The sequence below is a fragment of the Clostridioides difficile ATCC 9689 = DSM 1296 genome, from assembly GCF_001077535.1.
GTDB lineage: Bacteria > Bacillota > Clostridia > Peptostreptococcales > Peptostreptococcaceae > Clostridioides > Clostridioides difficile.
Window position 1 is genome coordinate 2959662 of the sequence record NZ_CP011968.1, and the last position, 16544, is coordinate 2976205.

The 16544-nt window shown below is 28.3% G+C and carries 15 protein-coding genes and 1 other annotated feature; of the genes, 2 read left to right on the top strand and 13 right to left on the bottom strand.

All coding sequences use genetic code 11. From position 1 onward, the window contains the following. Positions 1-55: 55 nt before the first annotated feature. From nifJ to CDIF1296T_RS14160, 5 genes are all read right to left on the bottom strand, one after another. Positions 56-3595 (bottom strand): pyruvate:ferredoxin (flavodoxin) oxidoreductase, encoded by a 3540-nt coding sequence (nifJ, locus tag CDIF1296T_RS14140; RefSeq protein WP_009897862.1) that lies wholly within the window; start codon positions 3593-3595, stop codon positions 56-58. Positions 3596-4112: 517 nt separating this feature from the next. After that, entirely contained in the window at positions 4113-4682 is a 570-nt protein-coding gene (gene pduL, locus CDIF1296T_RS14145) for a phosphate propanoyltransferase (protein WP_003416023.1), read from the bottom strand. A 71-nt stretch (positions 4683-4753) separates the two neighbouring features. Beyond that, complete coding sequence (locus CDIF1296T_RS14150; RefSeq protein WP_004454998.1) at positions 4754-5362, bottom strand: flavodoxin family protein; 609 nt, start codon at positions 5360-5362, stop codon at positions 4754-4756. 7 nt (positions 5363-5369) lie between these two features. After that, positions 5370-7133 (bottom strand): GAF domain-containing SpoIIE family protein phosphatase, encoded by a 1764-nt coding sequence (locus CDIF1296T_RS14155; RefSeq protein ID WP_004454999.1) that lies wholly within the window; start codon positions 7131-7133, stop codon positions 5370-5372. A 42-nt stretch (positions 7134-7175) separates the two neighbouring features. Beyond that, positions 7176-7637, bottom strand: coding sequence for a hypothetical protein (locus CDIF1296T_RS14160; RefSeq protein ID WP_009897866.1), 462 nt, complete (start codon positions 7635-7637; stop codon positions 7176-7178). Positions 7638-7825: 188 nt separating this feature from the next. Between CDIF1296T_RS14160 and CDIF1296T_RS14165 the strand changes: the two genes are divergently transcribed. Beyond that, positions 7826-8287, top strand: coding sequence for a hypothetical protein (locus CDIF1296T_RS14165; protein WP_003427085.1), 462 nt, complete (start codon positions 7826-7828; stop codon positions 8285-8287). A 92-nt stretch (positions 8288-8379) separates the two neighbouring features. On the opposite strand, the gene CDIF1296T_RS14170 is transcribed toward CDIF1296T_RS14165, so the two are convergent. The 5 genes from CDIF1296T_RS14170 to hpt form a co-directional block, all read right to left on the bottom strand. Next, a complete protein-coding gene (locus CDIF1296T_RS14170; RefSeq protein ID WP_003416012.1) occupies positions 8380-8550 on the bottom strand; it encodes a hypothetical protein in 171 nt (56 codons plus the stop codon). 188 nt (positions 8551-8738) lie between these two features. After that, on the bottom strand, positions 8739-8960 hold the full coding sequence (locus CDIF1296T_RS14175) for an alpha/beta-type small acid-soluble spore protein (protein WP_003416009.1): 222 nt from the start codon (positions 8958-8960) through the stop codon (positions 8739-8741). Between the two features lie 83 nt (positions 8961-9043). After that, a complete protein-coding gene (locus tag CDIF1296T_RS14180) occupies positions 9044-10270 on the bottom strand; it encodes a BaiN/RdsA family NAD(P)/FAD-dependent oxidoreductase (protein WP_009897869.1) in 1227 nt (408 codons plus the stop codon). Positions 10271-10331: 61 nt separating this feature from the next. Beyond that, positions 10332-11264 carry a phosphatase PAP2 family protein gene (locus CDIF1296T_RS14185; protein WP_009897871.1) on the bottom strand — a complete coding sequence of 311 codons (933 nt, stop codon included), beginning with the start codon at positions 11262-11264 and terminating at the stop codon, positions 10332-10334. Between the two features lie 88 nt (positions 11265-11352). Beyond that, positions 11353-11880, bottom strand: a complete 528-nt coding sequence (hpt, locus tag CDIF1296T_RS14190; protein ID WP_003416006.1) for a hypoxanthine phosphoribosyltransferase — start codon at positions 11878-11880, stop codon at positions 11353-11355. 228 nt (positions 11881-12108) lie between these two features. On the opposite strand from hpt, the gene CDIF1296T_RS14195 reads away from it, so the two are divergent. Continuing rightward, entirely contained in the window at positions 12109-13185 is a 1077-nt protein-coding gene (locus tag CDIF1296T_RS14195; protein ID WP_003427095.1) for a pyridoxal phosphate-dependent aminotransferase, read from the top strand. A gap of 85 nt (positions 13186-13270) precedes the next feature. Here CDIF1296T_RS14195 and CDIF1296T_RS14200 read toward each other — a convergent pair whose 3' ends face one another. From CDIF1296T_RS14200 to asnA, 3 genes are all read right to left on the bottom strand, one after another. Next, on the bottom strand, positions 13271-14479 hold the full coding sequence (locus tag CDIF1296T_RS14200; protein ID WP_009893711.1) for a dicarboxylate/amino acid:cation symporter: 1209 nt from the start codon (positions 14477-14479) through the stop codon (positions 13271-13273). Between the two features lie 160 nt (positions 14480-14639). Beyond that, complete coding sequence (locus tag CDIF1296T_RS14205) at positions 14640-15029, bottom strand: YkvA family protein (RefSeq protein WP_003427102.1); 390 nt, start codon at positions 15027-15029, stop codon at positions 14640-14642. A gap of 103 nt (positions 15030-15132) precedes the next feature. Further along, positions 15133-16134 (bottom strand): aspartate--ammonia ligase, encoded by a 1002-nt coding sequence (asnA, locus tag CDIF1296T_RS14210; protein ID WP_003427105.1) that lies wholly within the window; start codon positions 16132-16134, stop codon positions 15133-15135. A gap of 58 nt (positions 16135-16192) precedes the next feature. Then, positions 16193-16448 (bottom strand) — a binding site (T-box leader). Between the last annotated feature and the right edge of the window lie 96 nt (positions 16449-16544).

Genomic DNA, 16544 nt, shown 5'->3' on the forward strand with positions numbered 1-16544 from the left:
CACTTTGAGACACTCTCTTTTATCAATTCTATATAAGCATTATAATACTTTAATATTATTCAGCTAATTTTTTGTATCCTTCATATCTTTCTTTAGCATCAGCTTCAGCTTTAGCAAATAATCCATCAGCTTCCTCTGGGAATTGTTTAGCTATAGCAGAATATCTTACTTGTGCAAGTATGAAATCTTTGAAGCTTGCAGTTGGTTCTTTTGAATCTAAAGTGAATGGGTTTTTACCTTCAGCTTTTACTTCTGGATTGAATCTGTATAAATGCCAGTATCCGCAAGCAACAGCTTGTGCTTCGTTAGCTACAGTTCTTCCCATACCTTCTTTTAATCCATGGTTTATACATGGAGCATAAGCTATTATTAAAGATGGCCCATCATGTTTTTCAGCTTCTATAACGGCTTTGATAAATTGGTTTTTATCAGCACCCATAGCAACTTGAGCTACATATACGTTTCCATATGTCATAGCCATCATTCCTAAATCTTTCTTTCTAGATTTTTTACCTGAAGCAGCAAACTTAGCCATAGCAGCAGCTGGAGTAGCTTTAGAAGCTTGACCTCCTGTATTTGAATATACTTCTGTATCAAATACAAGTACATTTACATCTTCACCAGATGCAAGAACATGGTCTAATCCACCGTAACCGATATCATATGCCCAACCGTCTCCACCTAGTATCCATTGAGATCTCTTAACTAGATAATCTTTTCTATCTTTTATAGCTTTTACTAATTCTTTAGCTTTTTCATCTGTACAATCACAAGCTGGTTTTTCTAATAATTCAACAACCTTAGCACTTGCTACTTTAGAAGCTTCTCCATCATTTCTAGAATCTAACCACTCTGTAAATACTGCTTTAGCATCTTCACAGATATCCATAGAAACTAACTCTGTCATAGCATCTACTATTTTATTTCTTATTTGCTTAACAGCTGTGTACATACCAAATCCATATTCAGCATTATCCTCGAATAAAGAATTTGCCCAAGATGGACCTTTACCTTCATGGTTACAAGTATAAGGAATTGATGGTGCAGAAGCTCCCCATATAGAAGAACATCCAGTAGCATTAGCTATCATCATTCTATCTCCATATAATTGTGTAACTACTTTAATGTATGCAGTTTCTCCACATCCAGCACATGCTCCTGAAAACTCCATTAATGGTTGTCTAAATTGGCTTCCTTTAACAGTGTTTGCAGGCATAACATCACCTTTTGGAGCTACCTCATCAGGATTTACTGCAAATGCCCAATTATCTAACTCTGTATCAAGTTGAGTATCTATTGGCTTCATAACTAAAGCTTTTTCTTTAGCTGGACATATGTCAGCACAGTTTCCACATCCTGTACAGTCAAGTGGGCTAAGTTGCATTCTATATTTTAATCCTTCTAATCCTTTACCTAATGCTTTTTTAGCTTCAAATCCTTCTGGAGCATTAGCTAATTCTTCTTCAGTAACTAATACTGGTCTTATACATGAATGAGGACATATAAAAGAACATTGGTTACATTGAATACAGTTATCTATTATCCATTCAGGAACATCAACAGCTATACCACGTTTTTCATAAGCTGCAGTACCACAAGGGAATGTTCCATCTTCTATACCATTGAATGTACTTACTGGTAAGTTGTTTCCTTCTTGTGCAGTCATTGGTCTTAGTATATTTTTTATAAATTCTGGTTCTTTAACTTCTCCTTTATCTGCATCAACAGCATTTTCCCAAGAAGCTGGAACTTCAACTTTAACTAAAGCATTTATTCCTGCATCAACAGCAGCATAGTTCATGTTAACTATTTTTTCACCTTTTTTACCATAAGCTTTAACTATAGAATCTTTTAAGTATTTAACAGCATCTTCTTCTGGTATTATTTCAGCTAATTTAAAGAATGCAGATTGCATTATCATATTTATTCTGTTTCCAAGACCTATTTCTTGTCCTAGTTTAACAGCGTTAACTGTATAGAATTTTATATCATTTTTAGCTATATATTGCTTCATATGAGCTGGTAAATGTTCTTCAAGTCCTGCTTGGTCCCATATAGTGTTAAGCACAAATGTACCACCTTTTTTAAGACCTTTTAATAAATCATATTGATAAACATATGATTGTTTATGACAGGCAATATAATCAGCTTCATCTATTAAATAAGTAGCTCTTATTGGAGTATCACCAAATCTTAAGTGAGACATAGTTATACCACCAGATTTTTTAGAGTCATAATCAAAGTAAGCTTGAGCATATTTTTCAGTATGGTCACCGATTATTTTGATAGCTTGTTTATTAGCTCCAACAGTACCGTCAGAACCTAATCCCCAGAACTTACATCTTATAGTTCCTTTAGAAGCTATTTTTATTGGCTCAGATGGAGTTAAAGAAGTATTAGTTACATCATCAACTATACCTACTGTAAATCCATTTTTAGGTTGTTCTGAAACTAAGTTATCAAAAACAGTTTTTATATCTGAAGGAGTAGTATCTTTTGAACCTAATCCGTATCTTCCACCTATTATCATAGGAGCATTTTCTTTTCCATAGAATACATCACGTACATCTAAGTATAATGGTTCACCAGTTGAACCTGGCTCTTTAGTTCTATCAAGTACACATATTCTTTCAACAGTAGATGGCATAGCATCTAAGAAATGTTTCATTGAGAATGGTCTATATAAATGAACTTTAACTAAACCATATTTTTCTCCCTTAGCATTTAAGTAATCTATAGTTTCTTCTATAGTTTCTGTTACTGAACCCATAGCTATTAATACATATTTAGCATCTTCTGCTCCATAGTAATCAAATAAACTATGTTTTCTACCTGTTAAATTACTCATTTTTTCCATGTATTTTTCAACTATACCTACTATATTTTGATAGTATTTATTAGAAGCTTCTCTAGTTTGGAAATATATATCTGGGTTTTGAGCAGTACCACGAGCAACTGGATGATTTGGAGATAAAGCATTATCTCTAAATGCTTGAACTGCTTCAAAGTTTAATAAACTTGCATAATCTTCATTTTCTAGTAATTCAACTTTTTGGATTTCATGTGAAGTTCTGAATCCATCAAAGAAATGTATAAATGGTAATCTACCTTCTATTGCAGCTAAATGTGCAACAGGTGCTATATCAGCTACTTCTTGAACTGAACCAGAAGCTAATAATACACATCCAGTTTGTCTAGCAGCCATAACGTCTTGGTGATCCCCAAATATTGATAACGCTTGAGATGCTAAAGCACGAGCACTTACATGGAATACTCCTGGTAACAACTCTCCTGCAACTTTATACATGTTAGGTATCATTAATAATAAACCTTGAGATGCTGTAAAAGTAGAAGTTAAAGCTCCTCCTTGTAAAGAACCGTGGAATGTTCCTGATGCACCTGCTTCTGACTGCATTTCAACAACATTAACTGTTTGTCCAAATATATTTTTTCTTCCTTGTGATGCCCACTCATCAACTACTTCAGCCATAGTTGAAGATGGTGTGATTGGATATATAGCTGCTACATCTGTAAACGCATAGGCAACATGAGCTGCAGCTGTATTTCCATCAAGTGTTTTCATAAACTTAGCCATAATATGTATCCTCCTTGATAGCTACAATTGTACTTGTTTATAACAAGTCTATTTTTTTATATTTACATATAATTTACACAACAAAAATATAAACACACATATAGTCGCGCAAATACTCTATCTTCTAATATAATACTACAGATTAGATAAAATTCCTTTGAAAATTGTAAATTAATTACATATTTAAGTAGATTTTTTTTAAAATTAAATATGTTAAGTTTTTTTCATAATTTTGTATACAATATATAATAAATTAAGTTAGACTTTTCAAACTTTTTTATCTATTTGTTTATATTAGTACAAAAAGTAAAATAATTATCTTTATTATATGTAAATTTTTATATATATAATTTTACCATATTACATCATATTTTTGTAAGTTTTTATTACATTTTTTATAATACCCCTTTATTTTATAAATTAATCTAATCGATTAAATTTATCCTATAGAAATTTATTACATTTAAAAATATGCTAGCAAATAAAATATCTACTAGCATAAAGTCTATTTATAATATTAATCAACTATTAATTCTACTAAATCTCCATTTTTAACGCCTGCTGCATTTCCTTCTTCCATATCAACATGCATTTCTAGATTAAAGCTGTCACTAGCTCTTACTAATACATTTTCAAATACTAATGCTCTTGGTCCAGATGTTTTAACTTTTACTATTTGCTTATCAGTTACACCAAATTTAGCAGCATCTTCATTGCTCATATGTATATGTCTAGAAGCAACTATAACTCCTTCTTTCATTTCAACTTCTCCAGCAGGTCCTACTAATTTAACACCTGGAGTTCCAGCTATATCACCAGATTCTTTTATTGGTGCTTTTACTCCTAATGGGAAACCATCTGCTAAAGATATTTCAACTTGAGTATGAGCTCTAGCTGGTCCTAGTACTCTAACTCCTTTTAAAGTTCCTTTTGGTCCTACTAAATCCACTTTTTCTTCACAGGCATATTGCCCTGGTTGAGATAATGGTTTAAATTTAGTTAACTCATGACCTGCTCCAAATAATACGTCTATATCAGCTTGACTCAAATGAACATGTTTATTAGATAATGCTATTGGTAATTTCATTGAAATTCCCTCCTTTTAATTATTTAAATTATTGCAATACAATTATACATAATATTACCTACAAAATCAAATTATATTGAATCAATATATATCTTTAAATTTTTATATATTATATCTTTAAATTCTTGATTATCTATATAAGATACATCATCTGTATTGTTTAAATATATATTGTGTAAAAGTTTAGTATTTATACTCTTAAAGAAAAAATCCATAACAATCTGTCCACCTTTAAACTGTGAATCATATGATTTACTCCCTCCCACTGCAATATACATTCCTATCCGTTTCTTACTTCTATCAATTGAAGGTTTATTTAATACATATTTACTTGCATATATAGCTTGAGTTCTATCAACAACAGTCTTTAATTTAGCTGATATTGAATCAAAATGTACAGGACTTATTACTATAGTTCCTTTTGAATCATCAAACATTTTATATAATGGCTTCATATCATCATTAAACTTGCAATACCCTGTTTTTTCACAAAATCCACATGCTGTGCAATATTCAATATCCATATTGTAGATATTAAATATTTTACAACTTAATCCACACTCTTCTAGCATAGCTTTTACTTCATTTGCTATAAAACTGCAATTTTTATTAATTCTTGGACTTCCATTTATTATTATAATCTCTGGACTTTTAAGTCCTTTTTTATCGTTTGAATCCATAATCAATCTACCTATCCTTTAACATAACTATTAAAATATCATCATCATAATTATCTTTTGATGAGAAGTTCTTTAAATCCAATTTTAGATTTTCTACTATTAACTGTTGATTTAATCTAAAATTTTCTTTTAGAAAGTTTTCTAATCGGTTTATACCATACTCTTCTTTTGATGAATTTTTTATCTCTAAAATTCCATCAGTGTACATACATACCATTGCATAATCTTCCATTGAAAGAGTATTATTTTCATAAGTAGCATCTTCCATTATTCCAATAGGTATGCCCTTTTTACAATTTAAATTATTTTCTATTGTGCCATCTTTCTTTACAACTACAGGACTATAGTGACCTGCATTAGACACAGTAATCATATTTTCTTTAGTATCTATAATACCTATCAAACAAGTTGTAAATACTCCCATCTTGTCAAATTCATCATATAACATCCTATTTAAATTTGTCATTATTTCTCTTGGTGTATTGTATTGATTGCATAATACTTTAAAAGCACCTTTTATCATTGCAACAACATAATTTGATACCATTCCATGTCCCATTACATCAGCAACAATATAAACTATATGTTCGTCATCCACTTTTGTAGCATAATAAAAATCTCCACCTACTACCCTTGCTGGTTTATGGTAAAAATAAAGTTCTTTCTCATCATTACAATCCATTTTACCTTTATCCATAATAAGCTGTTGTTGTTTATTTAATATGTTCAACTCATTTTCAAGAACTTTGTGTTTTACTTCCTTTTCATTATGTTCATATAATTGCATACCAACAGAAACTTGTTTGGACAATATACTAAGAATATTTAAATCATCACTAGTATAGTTTTTGCTATTTGCACAAACTATACATCCTATAGTATCATTTTTATCCTGAAGTTTGTAATATATATAACTTTCCAAATTTATTCCCTTTTTTGAGCATGGTTTTAAATTATTTAAATACCCCCCCAATGACTCTTTCTTTAAAAACATATCAATCATAGGATATAAATTTGTTTTCTTTTTTTGCTCAACATTATAACAACTAACTATAGCATCCTTATTATGATGACTATTTATAATTATTAAAGCTTCTTTACTATTAGTAATATTACACGCTTGTTTACTTAAATTTTCCAAAAATCCATCAATACTCTTATTAAGGTATAGTTTTTTAGTAGCTTCATTTATGGCACTTATTGAGCCTCTTAGTTTATCAATTAAAATTTGTACATTATTATTTTTATTAGTTATTTCTATTGATAAACTTAAGAGTGATGCAACAGATGATATAAAATCTATATCTTGTTCTGTTATATAATCATCCTCTTTTAAAAAACAAGTCATAAATCCAACAACTACGTTATTTATTATAAAAGGAAAAACTATTCTCCCAATATAACCTTCAGCTTTTGCTAAATCTCGTTCACCTTCTGCTCTAGAATCTTCAAATACATTTTCCACATATATTATCTTTTTTTCATTTACAGCCTCATGTATATACTCTGGATATGTGTCAAAATCAATTTTTGCACCTTTAAGACTATTTATTGGAAAAATTTGAGGTACATATTCTAAGGTTTGCGAACATACTAAGTAGGCATATTTAGAATCATTTTTATAAAATAGATTCACACATGCCTTTGTAGGGTGAACAACTTCTAACATTTTTTCTATTATGTCATCTTTTATATTAAAAAAATCTGTAGATTCAGTCACCATAGCGGATATTTCCACTAAATTCTTCATTTTATAACTGCCATTAGTCATACTCAATTTCTCCCCCTATATATTAAACTATTTATTAGTATTTTAACATACATTCTTTATAGTAAAAACAAAAACAACGACAAAACTAGCAACTAATATCCAGTTAAATCCTGTCAATAATCCTATAAGAAGTAATGTAATTAATGCATTTAGACCTGTTCTCCCTTTTTCATCCATAAAAGTTATTTTAGAGATGTCGATATTATTTTTCACATTATTTATATGCTCTTTTACTTGTTCTTCCATATTTCTTTTATATAGTATATAAACTACACCAACTAAAAACACTCCTATACCTAAAACCATGTTTAAATTAAAAGCTACCATAAGCAATATTGAACCAAAAGCTAACTTTAAAAGCTTAAAAAATACACTATCTATCTTTAGAGTTATATTTCTGATTTCTTTACATTCATCTCTTAAAGAATATCCACTTGAATCTAAGTTATTAATCTTTGTTTTTACAATTTCAGAATAAAAAAGCTTTATTATCCCATTTAACATTTTCATCACTCCTAAATATTTTACATATATTTGTAAGTTTTACAATTATAATATTTTTTATACTTGGTAATAATAAAAAATAACAAATATTTTATGATTTAGTATTTATTGTAAATAAGTTATTGAAGCTTTATTAGTTAAGTATAGATTTTTAATAAATATTTTTATAATTAGAAGGAAGTGGTTTTGTGCAAATAGAACAACTCGATTTAGAAACGAGAAATAAAATATACTGCTATACTAAAAAAATTCTTAGAAAATATCAAAAAGGCATAACATCTGGAAAATTAACAGCAGATAAATTTGCAGATAATATATTGTCTCAAGATTTTATCAGTAGTATACTTAATGAAAAAATAGTCAATGAGACAAACTTTAAGATATCTTATAGAAACTATATAGAAACTTTAATAAATATTCAAAATGAAAATTTATCTAACTTAAGAAAAAAATCTACTAAAACTGCAAAATGTTTCAATATCTCTCAAATAACCCAATTAAAAAACTTACTAAGTAATACTGGTTATAATTTATTAATTCCATATAAATACTTAACTGCTAGAGATATAGAAGGAATAGTTACTCTTATTAATACTGGGTCTATTGAACTTGGAAATGAGAGAATCTATAATTATATATCAAAAGCATAATAATTTAAACCTATTATAAAAAGGCAATTTATTTAATAAAAAATATTTTTAATATTAAATAAATTGCCTTTTTAATTTTGGATTAAATACTGCTATCCAAGTGCTTTTTCTAGTTTAGATAAATGTTGTATTGGATAATATTTTAGTAGCTCTTTAAATTGTTCTACTGATAAACCTTCTGTTGTTGTATATATTCTTATTTTTTCATCTAAGTCACTATTAATAAATTTGTTTTTTAAATCCTCAAAATTTACACTACTCATTTTACATCACTCCTTATGTAACATATTCATTTGTATTATTTTATCCAAATACATAAAATTTATTACATAAAAATATATCTATTTAATAATTTAATAAAAAAAAGCTATCTCAATTTAGAAATTACTTTCTATATTTGAGATAGCTCTAGCTAAACTAATAGCCAATAGTTATAAATAATTATTTATAACTATCTGTTGCTTTTTCCAGCCATTTGTTGTTCAGCCATTTCAACTAATTTTTTAGTCATGTATCCACCTACATAACCATTTTCTCTTGCAGTAAGGTTTCCTTTATCAACTTGTTGATAATTACTCATACCAAGTTCATTAGCTATTTCTAATTTCATTTGGTTTAAAGCCTCTTTTGCTCCTGGTACTACTGTTCTGTTGTTGTTATTGTTACTTGCCATGTTGATTACCTTCCTTCTGTTTAATTTATTTTGTGTTGCTGATAATATTATGTGATTTTAAACATTTTTAATTCAGGTAATTTTTAGCAATTAAAACCTGCCAAATATCCAGTAGAAAAAGCTATTTGCAAATTGAATCCACCTGTATATGCATCTATATCTATTACTTCTCCAGCAAAAAATAAACCTTCTACTAATTTTGATTCCATTGTACTTGAATTTATTTCGTTTACTTTTACACCACCAGAAGTTATTATAGCTTCTTCAATAGGTCTGTATCTCTTTACTGTAAACTTTAAATTTTTTAATAAATGGACTAAGTTTTTTCTCTGCTCTCTAGAAATTTGGTGAACAACCGTATTTGGATTAATTTCACTTAAGTTTATTATTATAGGTATTAGTTTTTTTGGAAGTAAATCATCTAATGCTTTTTCAAATTTTTTATTTGTATACTTCTGAAAATCTTTTTGAACTCTTTTATCCAATTTTTCCTCATCTAATGCAGGTTTTAAATCTAATAATATAGTGTAATTTTCTTTCCTTGTATCTTTCATTCTACAACTTGCAGACTTGATTATAGGTCCATCTAAACCAAATCTAGTAAATTCAAGTTCTCCAAAATCACTATAAACTTTCTTTTGTTTGCTATTAAACACCCTTATTTCAACATTTCTCAATGATAATTTTTCTAAATCTTTTGTAAAACTTTCTTGTACTTCTATACCAATTAAAGATGGTTTTGTATCTATAATTGTGTGCCCCTGTGAAATTGCAAATTTATATCCATCACCAGTAGAACCAGTAAGTGGATAACTTAATCCACCAGTTGCTACTACAACTGAATCACACTTAATTTCTTTTTTATCGTTTAAAATTACTTTTTCAATTTTATTATTTTTAGATATTATTTTTTCTACTTTCGAATTTAATAATATATTTACTTTCTTACTTTTAAGTTGTCTTTCAAGAGCATTTACAATATCAAATGCTTTATCACTCTCTGGAAAAACCCTTTTTCCTCTTTCTGTTTTAGTCTTTACTCCAAGATTATTAAACATACTTATTACATCATCATTTGTAAAAGTATAAAAAGCACTATAAAGAAATTTTCCATTTGTAGGTACATTTTCTATTAATTCCTCTATTTCACAAGCGTTAGTAATATTACATCTACCTTTTCCTGTTATTGCAAGTTTTTTTCCTAATTTATGATTTTTCTCAATTAATGTTACATCATAGCCTTTCTCACATGCAGTTGATGCGGCTATCATCCCTGCTGGTCCACCACCTATTATTACTACCTTCTTCAAATAATCACTCTTTTCTACCCTTAATTTTTTTAATTTAAACTATTGACTCTATACCTTAAAATCAATTTAATTTTAAAAGTTTAAATAATGCTGGAGCTCCTGCTATTCCATAAAAAACAACTACTGTATTCTTAATAAAATTCATAAAAATTATACTCATAGTAGAGTCACTCATATTTAAAGTGACTATTAACATTGAAATAAACAACTTAATGCCAATATATAACATTCCTATTGTTACTATCCCAACCAAAAACCTACATATTCTTGAAAAAATTATATTTTTACTCCCCTTATTTTTATTACTAAAATTTATTTTTTTGTTATTATTATCTGTATTAAATTTAACAAATCTATCCTCAACCATATATCCAAATACAAATCCTACTATTATACCAAATTTTTCAAAATATTCAGGGCTATTTAGAAATATAGCCACTATTATAAATGGTATAAGTAAAACTACAAGTAAAATATAATTTTTATTATCATCAATATAGTCAAATATTTTTACAAATACAACTGTAAAAAATATTCCTAATATCCAACCCGCTATCACATCTATTGGCCAATGAACAGCTAAATACAGCCTAGACAATCCTACTCCTAAAACCATAACTGCAGCTATTAAATGAAGATATCTCTTTTTAAATATAGTCATAATACTAACCCAAAATGTTGTTGCAGTTTGAGTATGAGCACTTGGAAAAGAATAACCACCAGCAGTAGAAACTCTCAATGATTCAAGACCTTTTATTCCTATTGGTCTGGGAGCTTTTACAAACTCTTTGATGCCTAAATTTACAACAAAATTTCCAATTATAGCAAACAGTATTTTCTGTCCACATTTTTTATTTATACACCAGTATATAATTGTTGTAATTAATATTAATAACGGTGCTTCTGTGCTTATTGTAAAGACAAGAAATATAAAGTTCAAAATTGGATTTCTTAAATTTTGGAAAAATAATAATATATTTAACTGAATATCCATATAGATGTCTCCTTTACTAAAATTTTATATAATTAACTAAAAAGCACTAACTCCCTTAGAAATTAGTGCTTTTGATTCACATTTAAATCTATTCTACATCCTCAACTATACCTATATAAGGTAAATTTCTATACTTTTCAGCATAGTCTATTCCATAACCAACAATAAATTTGTCTTCTATAACAAATCCAACATAGTCTACAGGTATATTAGCTTTTCTTCTCTGAGGTTTGTCAAGTAGAGTACATAGTTTTAAAGATTTTGGATTTCTAGTTTTTAAAGCTGCAACTAGATTACTTAATGTTAAACCAGAATCTATTATATCCTCTACAATCAACACATTCTTTCCTTCAATATCTACATCTAAATCTTTTAATATTTTAACTGTTCCAGAAGACTCTGTTGAGTTTCCATAACTTGTAACACTCATAAAATCTATATTTACATCCAAATCTATACATCTTATTAAATCTGAAACAAATACACTAGCTCCTTTAAGTATACCTACCACTAGTAAATCTTCGCCTTTAAAGTCTTCTTCTATCTTTTTTCCTAATTCATAAACTTTTTCTTTTATTTGTTCTTCTGTCAACATTTTTCCTGTAACTTTGTACATTTTGTATCCTCCCGCTTTCCTTCTATTAACTTATATATTATAGCATACCAAAATATCAATTAAAATCTTTTTCATCATTTTTAAACCTAAATTAACAGCTTATCCATACTTTTTTGCTTTTTACATTAAAAATTTGGAATAACGATTCCTTTGTATTATAATCTATATGTACATATATTAATCAGTTATTTTTATCGATTATATAATTTTATTTTTGGAGGTACTTTTATGAGCACAAACCATGGAGCTAATTTATATAGTTTATCTAGTAAGTATGGCTTTTCAAAGGAAGAATTTATGGATTTTAGCTCAAATATAAATCCTTTTGGTACATCAAGTTTAGCCAAACAATACATTGTAAACAATATAGATATGGTATCTATGTATCCTGACCCTGATTACATAGACTTAAAAACTTCTATATCCAATTACTGCAAATGTTCTATAGATAATATAGTACTTGGCAGTGGAGCTACAGAACTAATTTCATCATTTATACATACAATTAATCCTAAACAAGCTCTTTTACTCTCTCCAGCCTATTCAGAGTATGAAAAAGAGTTATCTAAAATTAATTGTTCTATAGAAAAATACTTTGCAAAAGAAGAAGATAATTTTCATATAAATTTAGAAAATCTTATAAAAACTATCAATGCTAAAGATTATGATTTGGTAGTAATCTGTAATCCTAGTAATCCAACTGGATTTGCATTTACTAAAGTAGAAGTGAGAGAAATTTTAAAAAATACAGACTCATTTTTAATGATTGATGAGACTTATGTAGAGTTTACTGATACAGATACATACTCTTGTACTCAATTAGTTGATGATTATTCTAATTTATTCGTTATAAGAGGTACATCAAAATTTTTTTCAACGCCTGGAATAAGGCTTGGATATGGTCTTATATCTAACACTAATGTCAAAAATGAAATAAATAAAAATCTAGATTTATGGAATATAAACATAATAGCTTCTAAAATGGGTGAAATCATGTTTAGTGATTTAGATTTTATATCAAATACTATTTCCTTAATGAACACTGAAAGAGATTACCTGCTTAAAGAGCTTAAGAATATAAAAAGCTTAGATATATACAATACTAAAGGTAATTTCATATTGTGTAAAATCAAGACAAAGGAATTGACTGCTAAATCTCTTCGAGAGCAACTGCTCCCACAAAAAATAATAATAAGAGATTGTTGTTCATTTGAAGGTCTAGATGAGTATTTCTTTAGAGTATGTATATTAAAACCTAATGAAAATAAATTATTAATATCATCTCTTAAAGCAATTTTTAAATAAAAAAATCACTTTATTTTATAATTTTTTATACCATAAAAAATGAGCTATCTCTATTTGAGATAACTCATTTTTGATTATTAAAAAACTAAGCACTTTGCTCTTCTTTGTTTCCTTTTTTACTCATTCCATCATTTATTTTATCTACTACTACTGCTATTGCATTATCTCCTGATACATTACATGCTGTACCAAAACTGTCTTGAGTTAAGTATAAAGCTATCATTAAACTTGCAAGCCCACCATCTGATGGTATTCCAACCATTGGTAGGAAAGGAAGTGCACTCATTATAGCCCCACCTGGTGCTCCTGGTGCTGCAACCATTGCTATACCTAACATTGCAATATAAGGGAATAATACACCTATTCCATGTGGCATACCATTCATCATTAAAACTGCAGTTGTAAATCCTGTTATTGATATCATACTACCTGATAAATGTATTGTTGCACAAAGAGGTACAACAAATTCTCTTATTTGCTTACTTACTCCATTTTTTTCTGCACAACCAACATTAACTGGTATAGTTGCTGCTGAAGATTGAGTTCCTATAGCTGTTAAATATCCAGGTACTTGATTTTTTAACATTCTTACTGGATTTTTTCCTGAAAATACACCTGCTGCTGTGAATTGACATGCCATATATACAAAATGTAAAGGTATTACTACTAAGTATACTTTCCAGAATACCCCTAATATTGTCCATACTTCCCCTGCTATAGTTATATTTGCAAAAGTTCCTGCTATGTATAAAGGTAATAAAGGTATAATCACTGTTGACAACGTTTTCGTTACGATTCCTTGAAATTCTTGGAAGAAATTAAATAAAGTCTCTCCTTTTCCATGATTTCTTAAAGCTGATATTCCAAGTCCCATTACAAATGCAAATACGATTGCAGCTGTTACATCTACCATAGGCTCTAATGGAATTGTGAATATTGGAGCTAACATTCCTGCCTCTGGGTCTCCAATTTGACTTGCAACACTTGCATCAATAAAATTTGGGAAGATTAATGTAGATACTGCAAATGATAATAATCCTGCTATTAAGGTAGAACCATATGCTATTCCCGTAGTTATCCCCAATAACTTTCCTGCACCTGTTGCTAAATCAGCTATACCTGCTGTTACAAAACCTATAATTATAAATGGTATAACAAATTTTAGGAATGCTGAGAATAAAGTACTAACTGTTACTAATATTTGTACTATTATTTCTGGTGCATAACTTCCGATTAAAATACCGACTATGATACCGATGATTAGTTTGGGCACTAAACCTATTTTTTTCTTCATAATATTTACCCTCCATAACTTTTTTAAATTAAGCATTCTTGCACATTGAATACTTAGTTAAATATTGGATATCCACTTATTATGATAATAGAGTTTTACCTCTCCGTCAACAATTTAACCATTTTTTGTTAATAAAAAAAAGAATAACATATATAAATTGTTATTCTTCTTCATCTTTTATAGAAAATTCTACATTTTCAATTATATTTGAATGTTTATCTTTTTTTGTGATAACTCTATACTTATTAATTTCTTCATTCACTATACCTATACTCCAAATTAAAACTATAGCATCATCTATAAAACCAAATGCCCCTGCAATCATCTCTGGAATTATATCAACCCCAGATACAAAGTAGGATATAGTAAAAATTAATACAGAAATTACCTTTATTTTATCAACTATATTGATTCTTTTATCTGTCATAAAATCAGGTAGTTTAAGTAAATCAAATACAAAAACCAAACCAAATTTAGCATTTTTAAATCTGACCAAAATTTTTTTTAAAATATCTAAAACTATATTAATGATTATTTTTAAAAACTCCATATTTATCACCTCTTATAATTATAGGTTATTCTACATTATAACCGATATAATTAATTTGATGAACATATTAGATATAAATTTTATCAATTAGTTTATATTTAAATTATAATAATTCAATTCCTGCACTACTACAATTTTGAATCATATCCTGTGGCCATACTCCAACTTGTACTTCTCCTATATGAGCTTTTTGTAAGAAATACATACATATTCTTGACTGACCAATTCCTCCACCAATTGTATACGGAAGTTCGCCATTTAAAAGCATCTTATGATAGTCAAACTCTTTTCTCTCTTCACATCCAGCAAGTTTCAATTGTCTATCAAGAGATTCTTCATCAACTCTAATTCCCATTGAAGATAATTCTAATGCTGAATCTAAAACAGGATTGTAAAATAATATATCCCCATTCAATTCCCAATCATCATAATCAGGACTTCTTCCATCATGTTTTTCTCCTGATATTAATGTTTTTCCTATTTGAGTTATAAATACTGCTTTCTTCTCTTTTACAATTTTATCTTCTCTTTCCTTTGGTGATAATTCTGGATACATATCTTCTAACTCTTGTGATGTTATAAAAGTTATTTCTTCTGGTAATATTTCTTTTATACCTTCATACATACTACATACAAAAATTTCAGTATCTTTAAATACTCCATACAATCTTTTTACAACATCTTTTAGAGTCTTTTCATTTCTACTACTTTTATCTATAACCAATTCCCAATCCCATTGGTCTACATAAAGAGAATGTATATTGTCTAATTCTTCATTTTTTCTTATTGCATTCATATCTGTATATAAACCACTACCAACTTCAAACCCATATTTTTTAAGGGCTAATCTTTTCCATTTTGCAAGTGATTGAACAATTTCTGCATTTTTATTCATAAATGGTATATCAAAGCTTACAGCCTTTTCTCCATTTAAATTATCATTTGCACCTGTTTCTGGCAATACAAATAACGGAGAAGAAACTCTTATAAGATTTAATTCATTACTTAGTCTCATTTCAAAAAAATCTTTTAATTTTTTTATAGCTATTTGTGTATCAATTACGTTCAAACTACTTTTATAATCCTTTGGTATTATTGTGCTCATATCATTCACTCCCTATATTTATATATTTTTCCATTAAAAAAACCCTTCATCCCTATATAAAAGGGACGAAAGGTTGCTTTTCCGCGGTACCACCCTGATTAGTTTGAAATAAATTCAAACCCAGCTCACAATGTACAGATATTACTCGATACACCCCAATATGATAACGGTTTGGTTCCGACTAAGCCTACTCTTTTAAAATTTCGGTTAGCAACTCCAGGATGTTCTTCATTATAGACTTCATATTGGTCTCACACCATCACCAACTCGCTTTAATTACATTCTATAACTACTCTTCCTTTCAAAGTCTTTAAGAGTTTAATTCAATAAAATTTAGCTCTCTTATGTTTTCTATTTATTCATAATAGTATGATAAGTGATTAGTTAAAATTTGTCAAGTTTATTATTTT

Excerpts from the sequence above, each read along its gene's own strand:
- CDIF1296T_RS14170 (WP_003416012.1), bottom strand. The coding sequence starts at position 8,550 with ATGAGTAGTGTAAATTTTGAGGATTTAAAAAACAAATTTATTAATAGT.
- CDIF1296T_RS14195 (WP_003427095.1), top strand. The coding sequence starts at position 12,109 with ATGAGCACAAACCATGGAGCTAATTTATATAGTTTATCTAGTAAGTAT.
- CDIF1296T_RS14175 (WP_003416009.1), bottom strand. The coding sequence starts at position 8,960 with ATGGCAAGTAACAATAACAACAACAGAACAGTAGTACCAGGAGCAAAA.
- CDIF1296T_RS14160 (WP_009897866.1), bottom strand. The coding sequence starts at position 7,637 with ATGTTAAATGGGATAATAAAGCTTTTTTATTCTGAAATTGTAAAAACA.
- CDIF1296T_RS14150 (WP_004454998.1), bottom strand. The coding sequence starts at position 5,362 with ATGGATTCAAACGATAAAAAAGGACTTAAAAGTCCAGAGATTATAATA.
- asnA (WP_003427105.1), bottom strand. The coding sequence starts at position 16,134 with ATGAGCACAATAATACCAAAGGATTATAAAAGTAGTTTGAACGTAATT.
- CDIF1296T_RS14185 (WP_009897871.1), bottom strand. The coding sequence starts at position 11,264 with ATGGATATTCAGTTAAATATATTATTATTTTTCCAAAATTTAAGAAAT.
- hpt (WP_003416006.1), bottom strand. The coding sequence starts at position 11,880 with ATGTACAAAGTTACAGGAAAAATGTTGACAGAAGAACAAATAAAAGAA.
- pduL (WP_003416023.1), bottom strand. The coding sequence starts at position 4,682 with ATGAAATTACCAATAGCATTATCTAATAAACATGTTCATTTGAGTCAA.
- nifJ (WP_009897862.1), bottom strand. The coding sequence starts at position 3,595 with ATGGCTAAGTTTATGAAAACACTTGATGGAAATACAGCTGCAGCTCAT.
- CDIF1296T_RS14200 (WP_009893711.1), bottom strand. The coding sequence starts at position 14,479 with ATGAAGAAAAAAATAGGTTTAGTGCCCAAACTAATCATCGGTATCATA.
- CDIF1296T_RS14205 (WP_003427102.1), bottom strand. The coding sequence starts at position 15,029 with ATGGAGTTTTTAAAAATAATCATTAATATAGTTTTAGATATTTTAAAA.
- CDIF1296T_RS14155 (WP_004454999.1), bottom strand. The coding sequence starts at position 7,133 with ATGACTAATGGCAGTTATAAAATGAAGAATTTAGTGGAAATATCCGCT.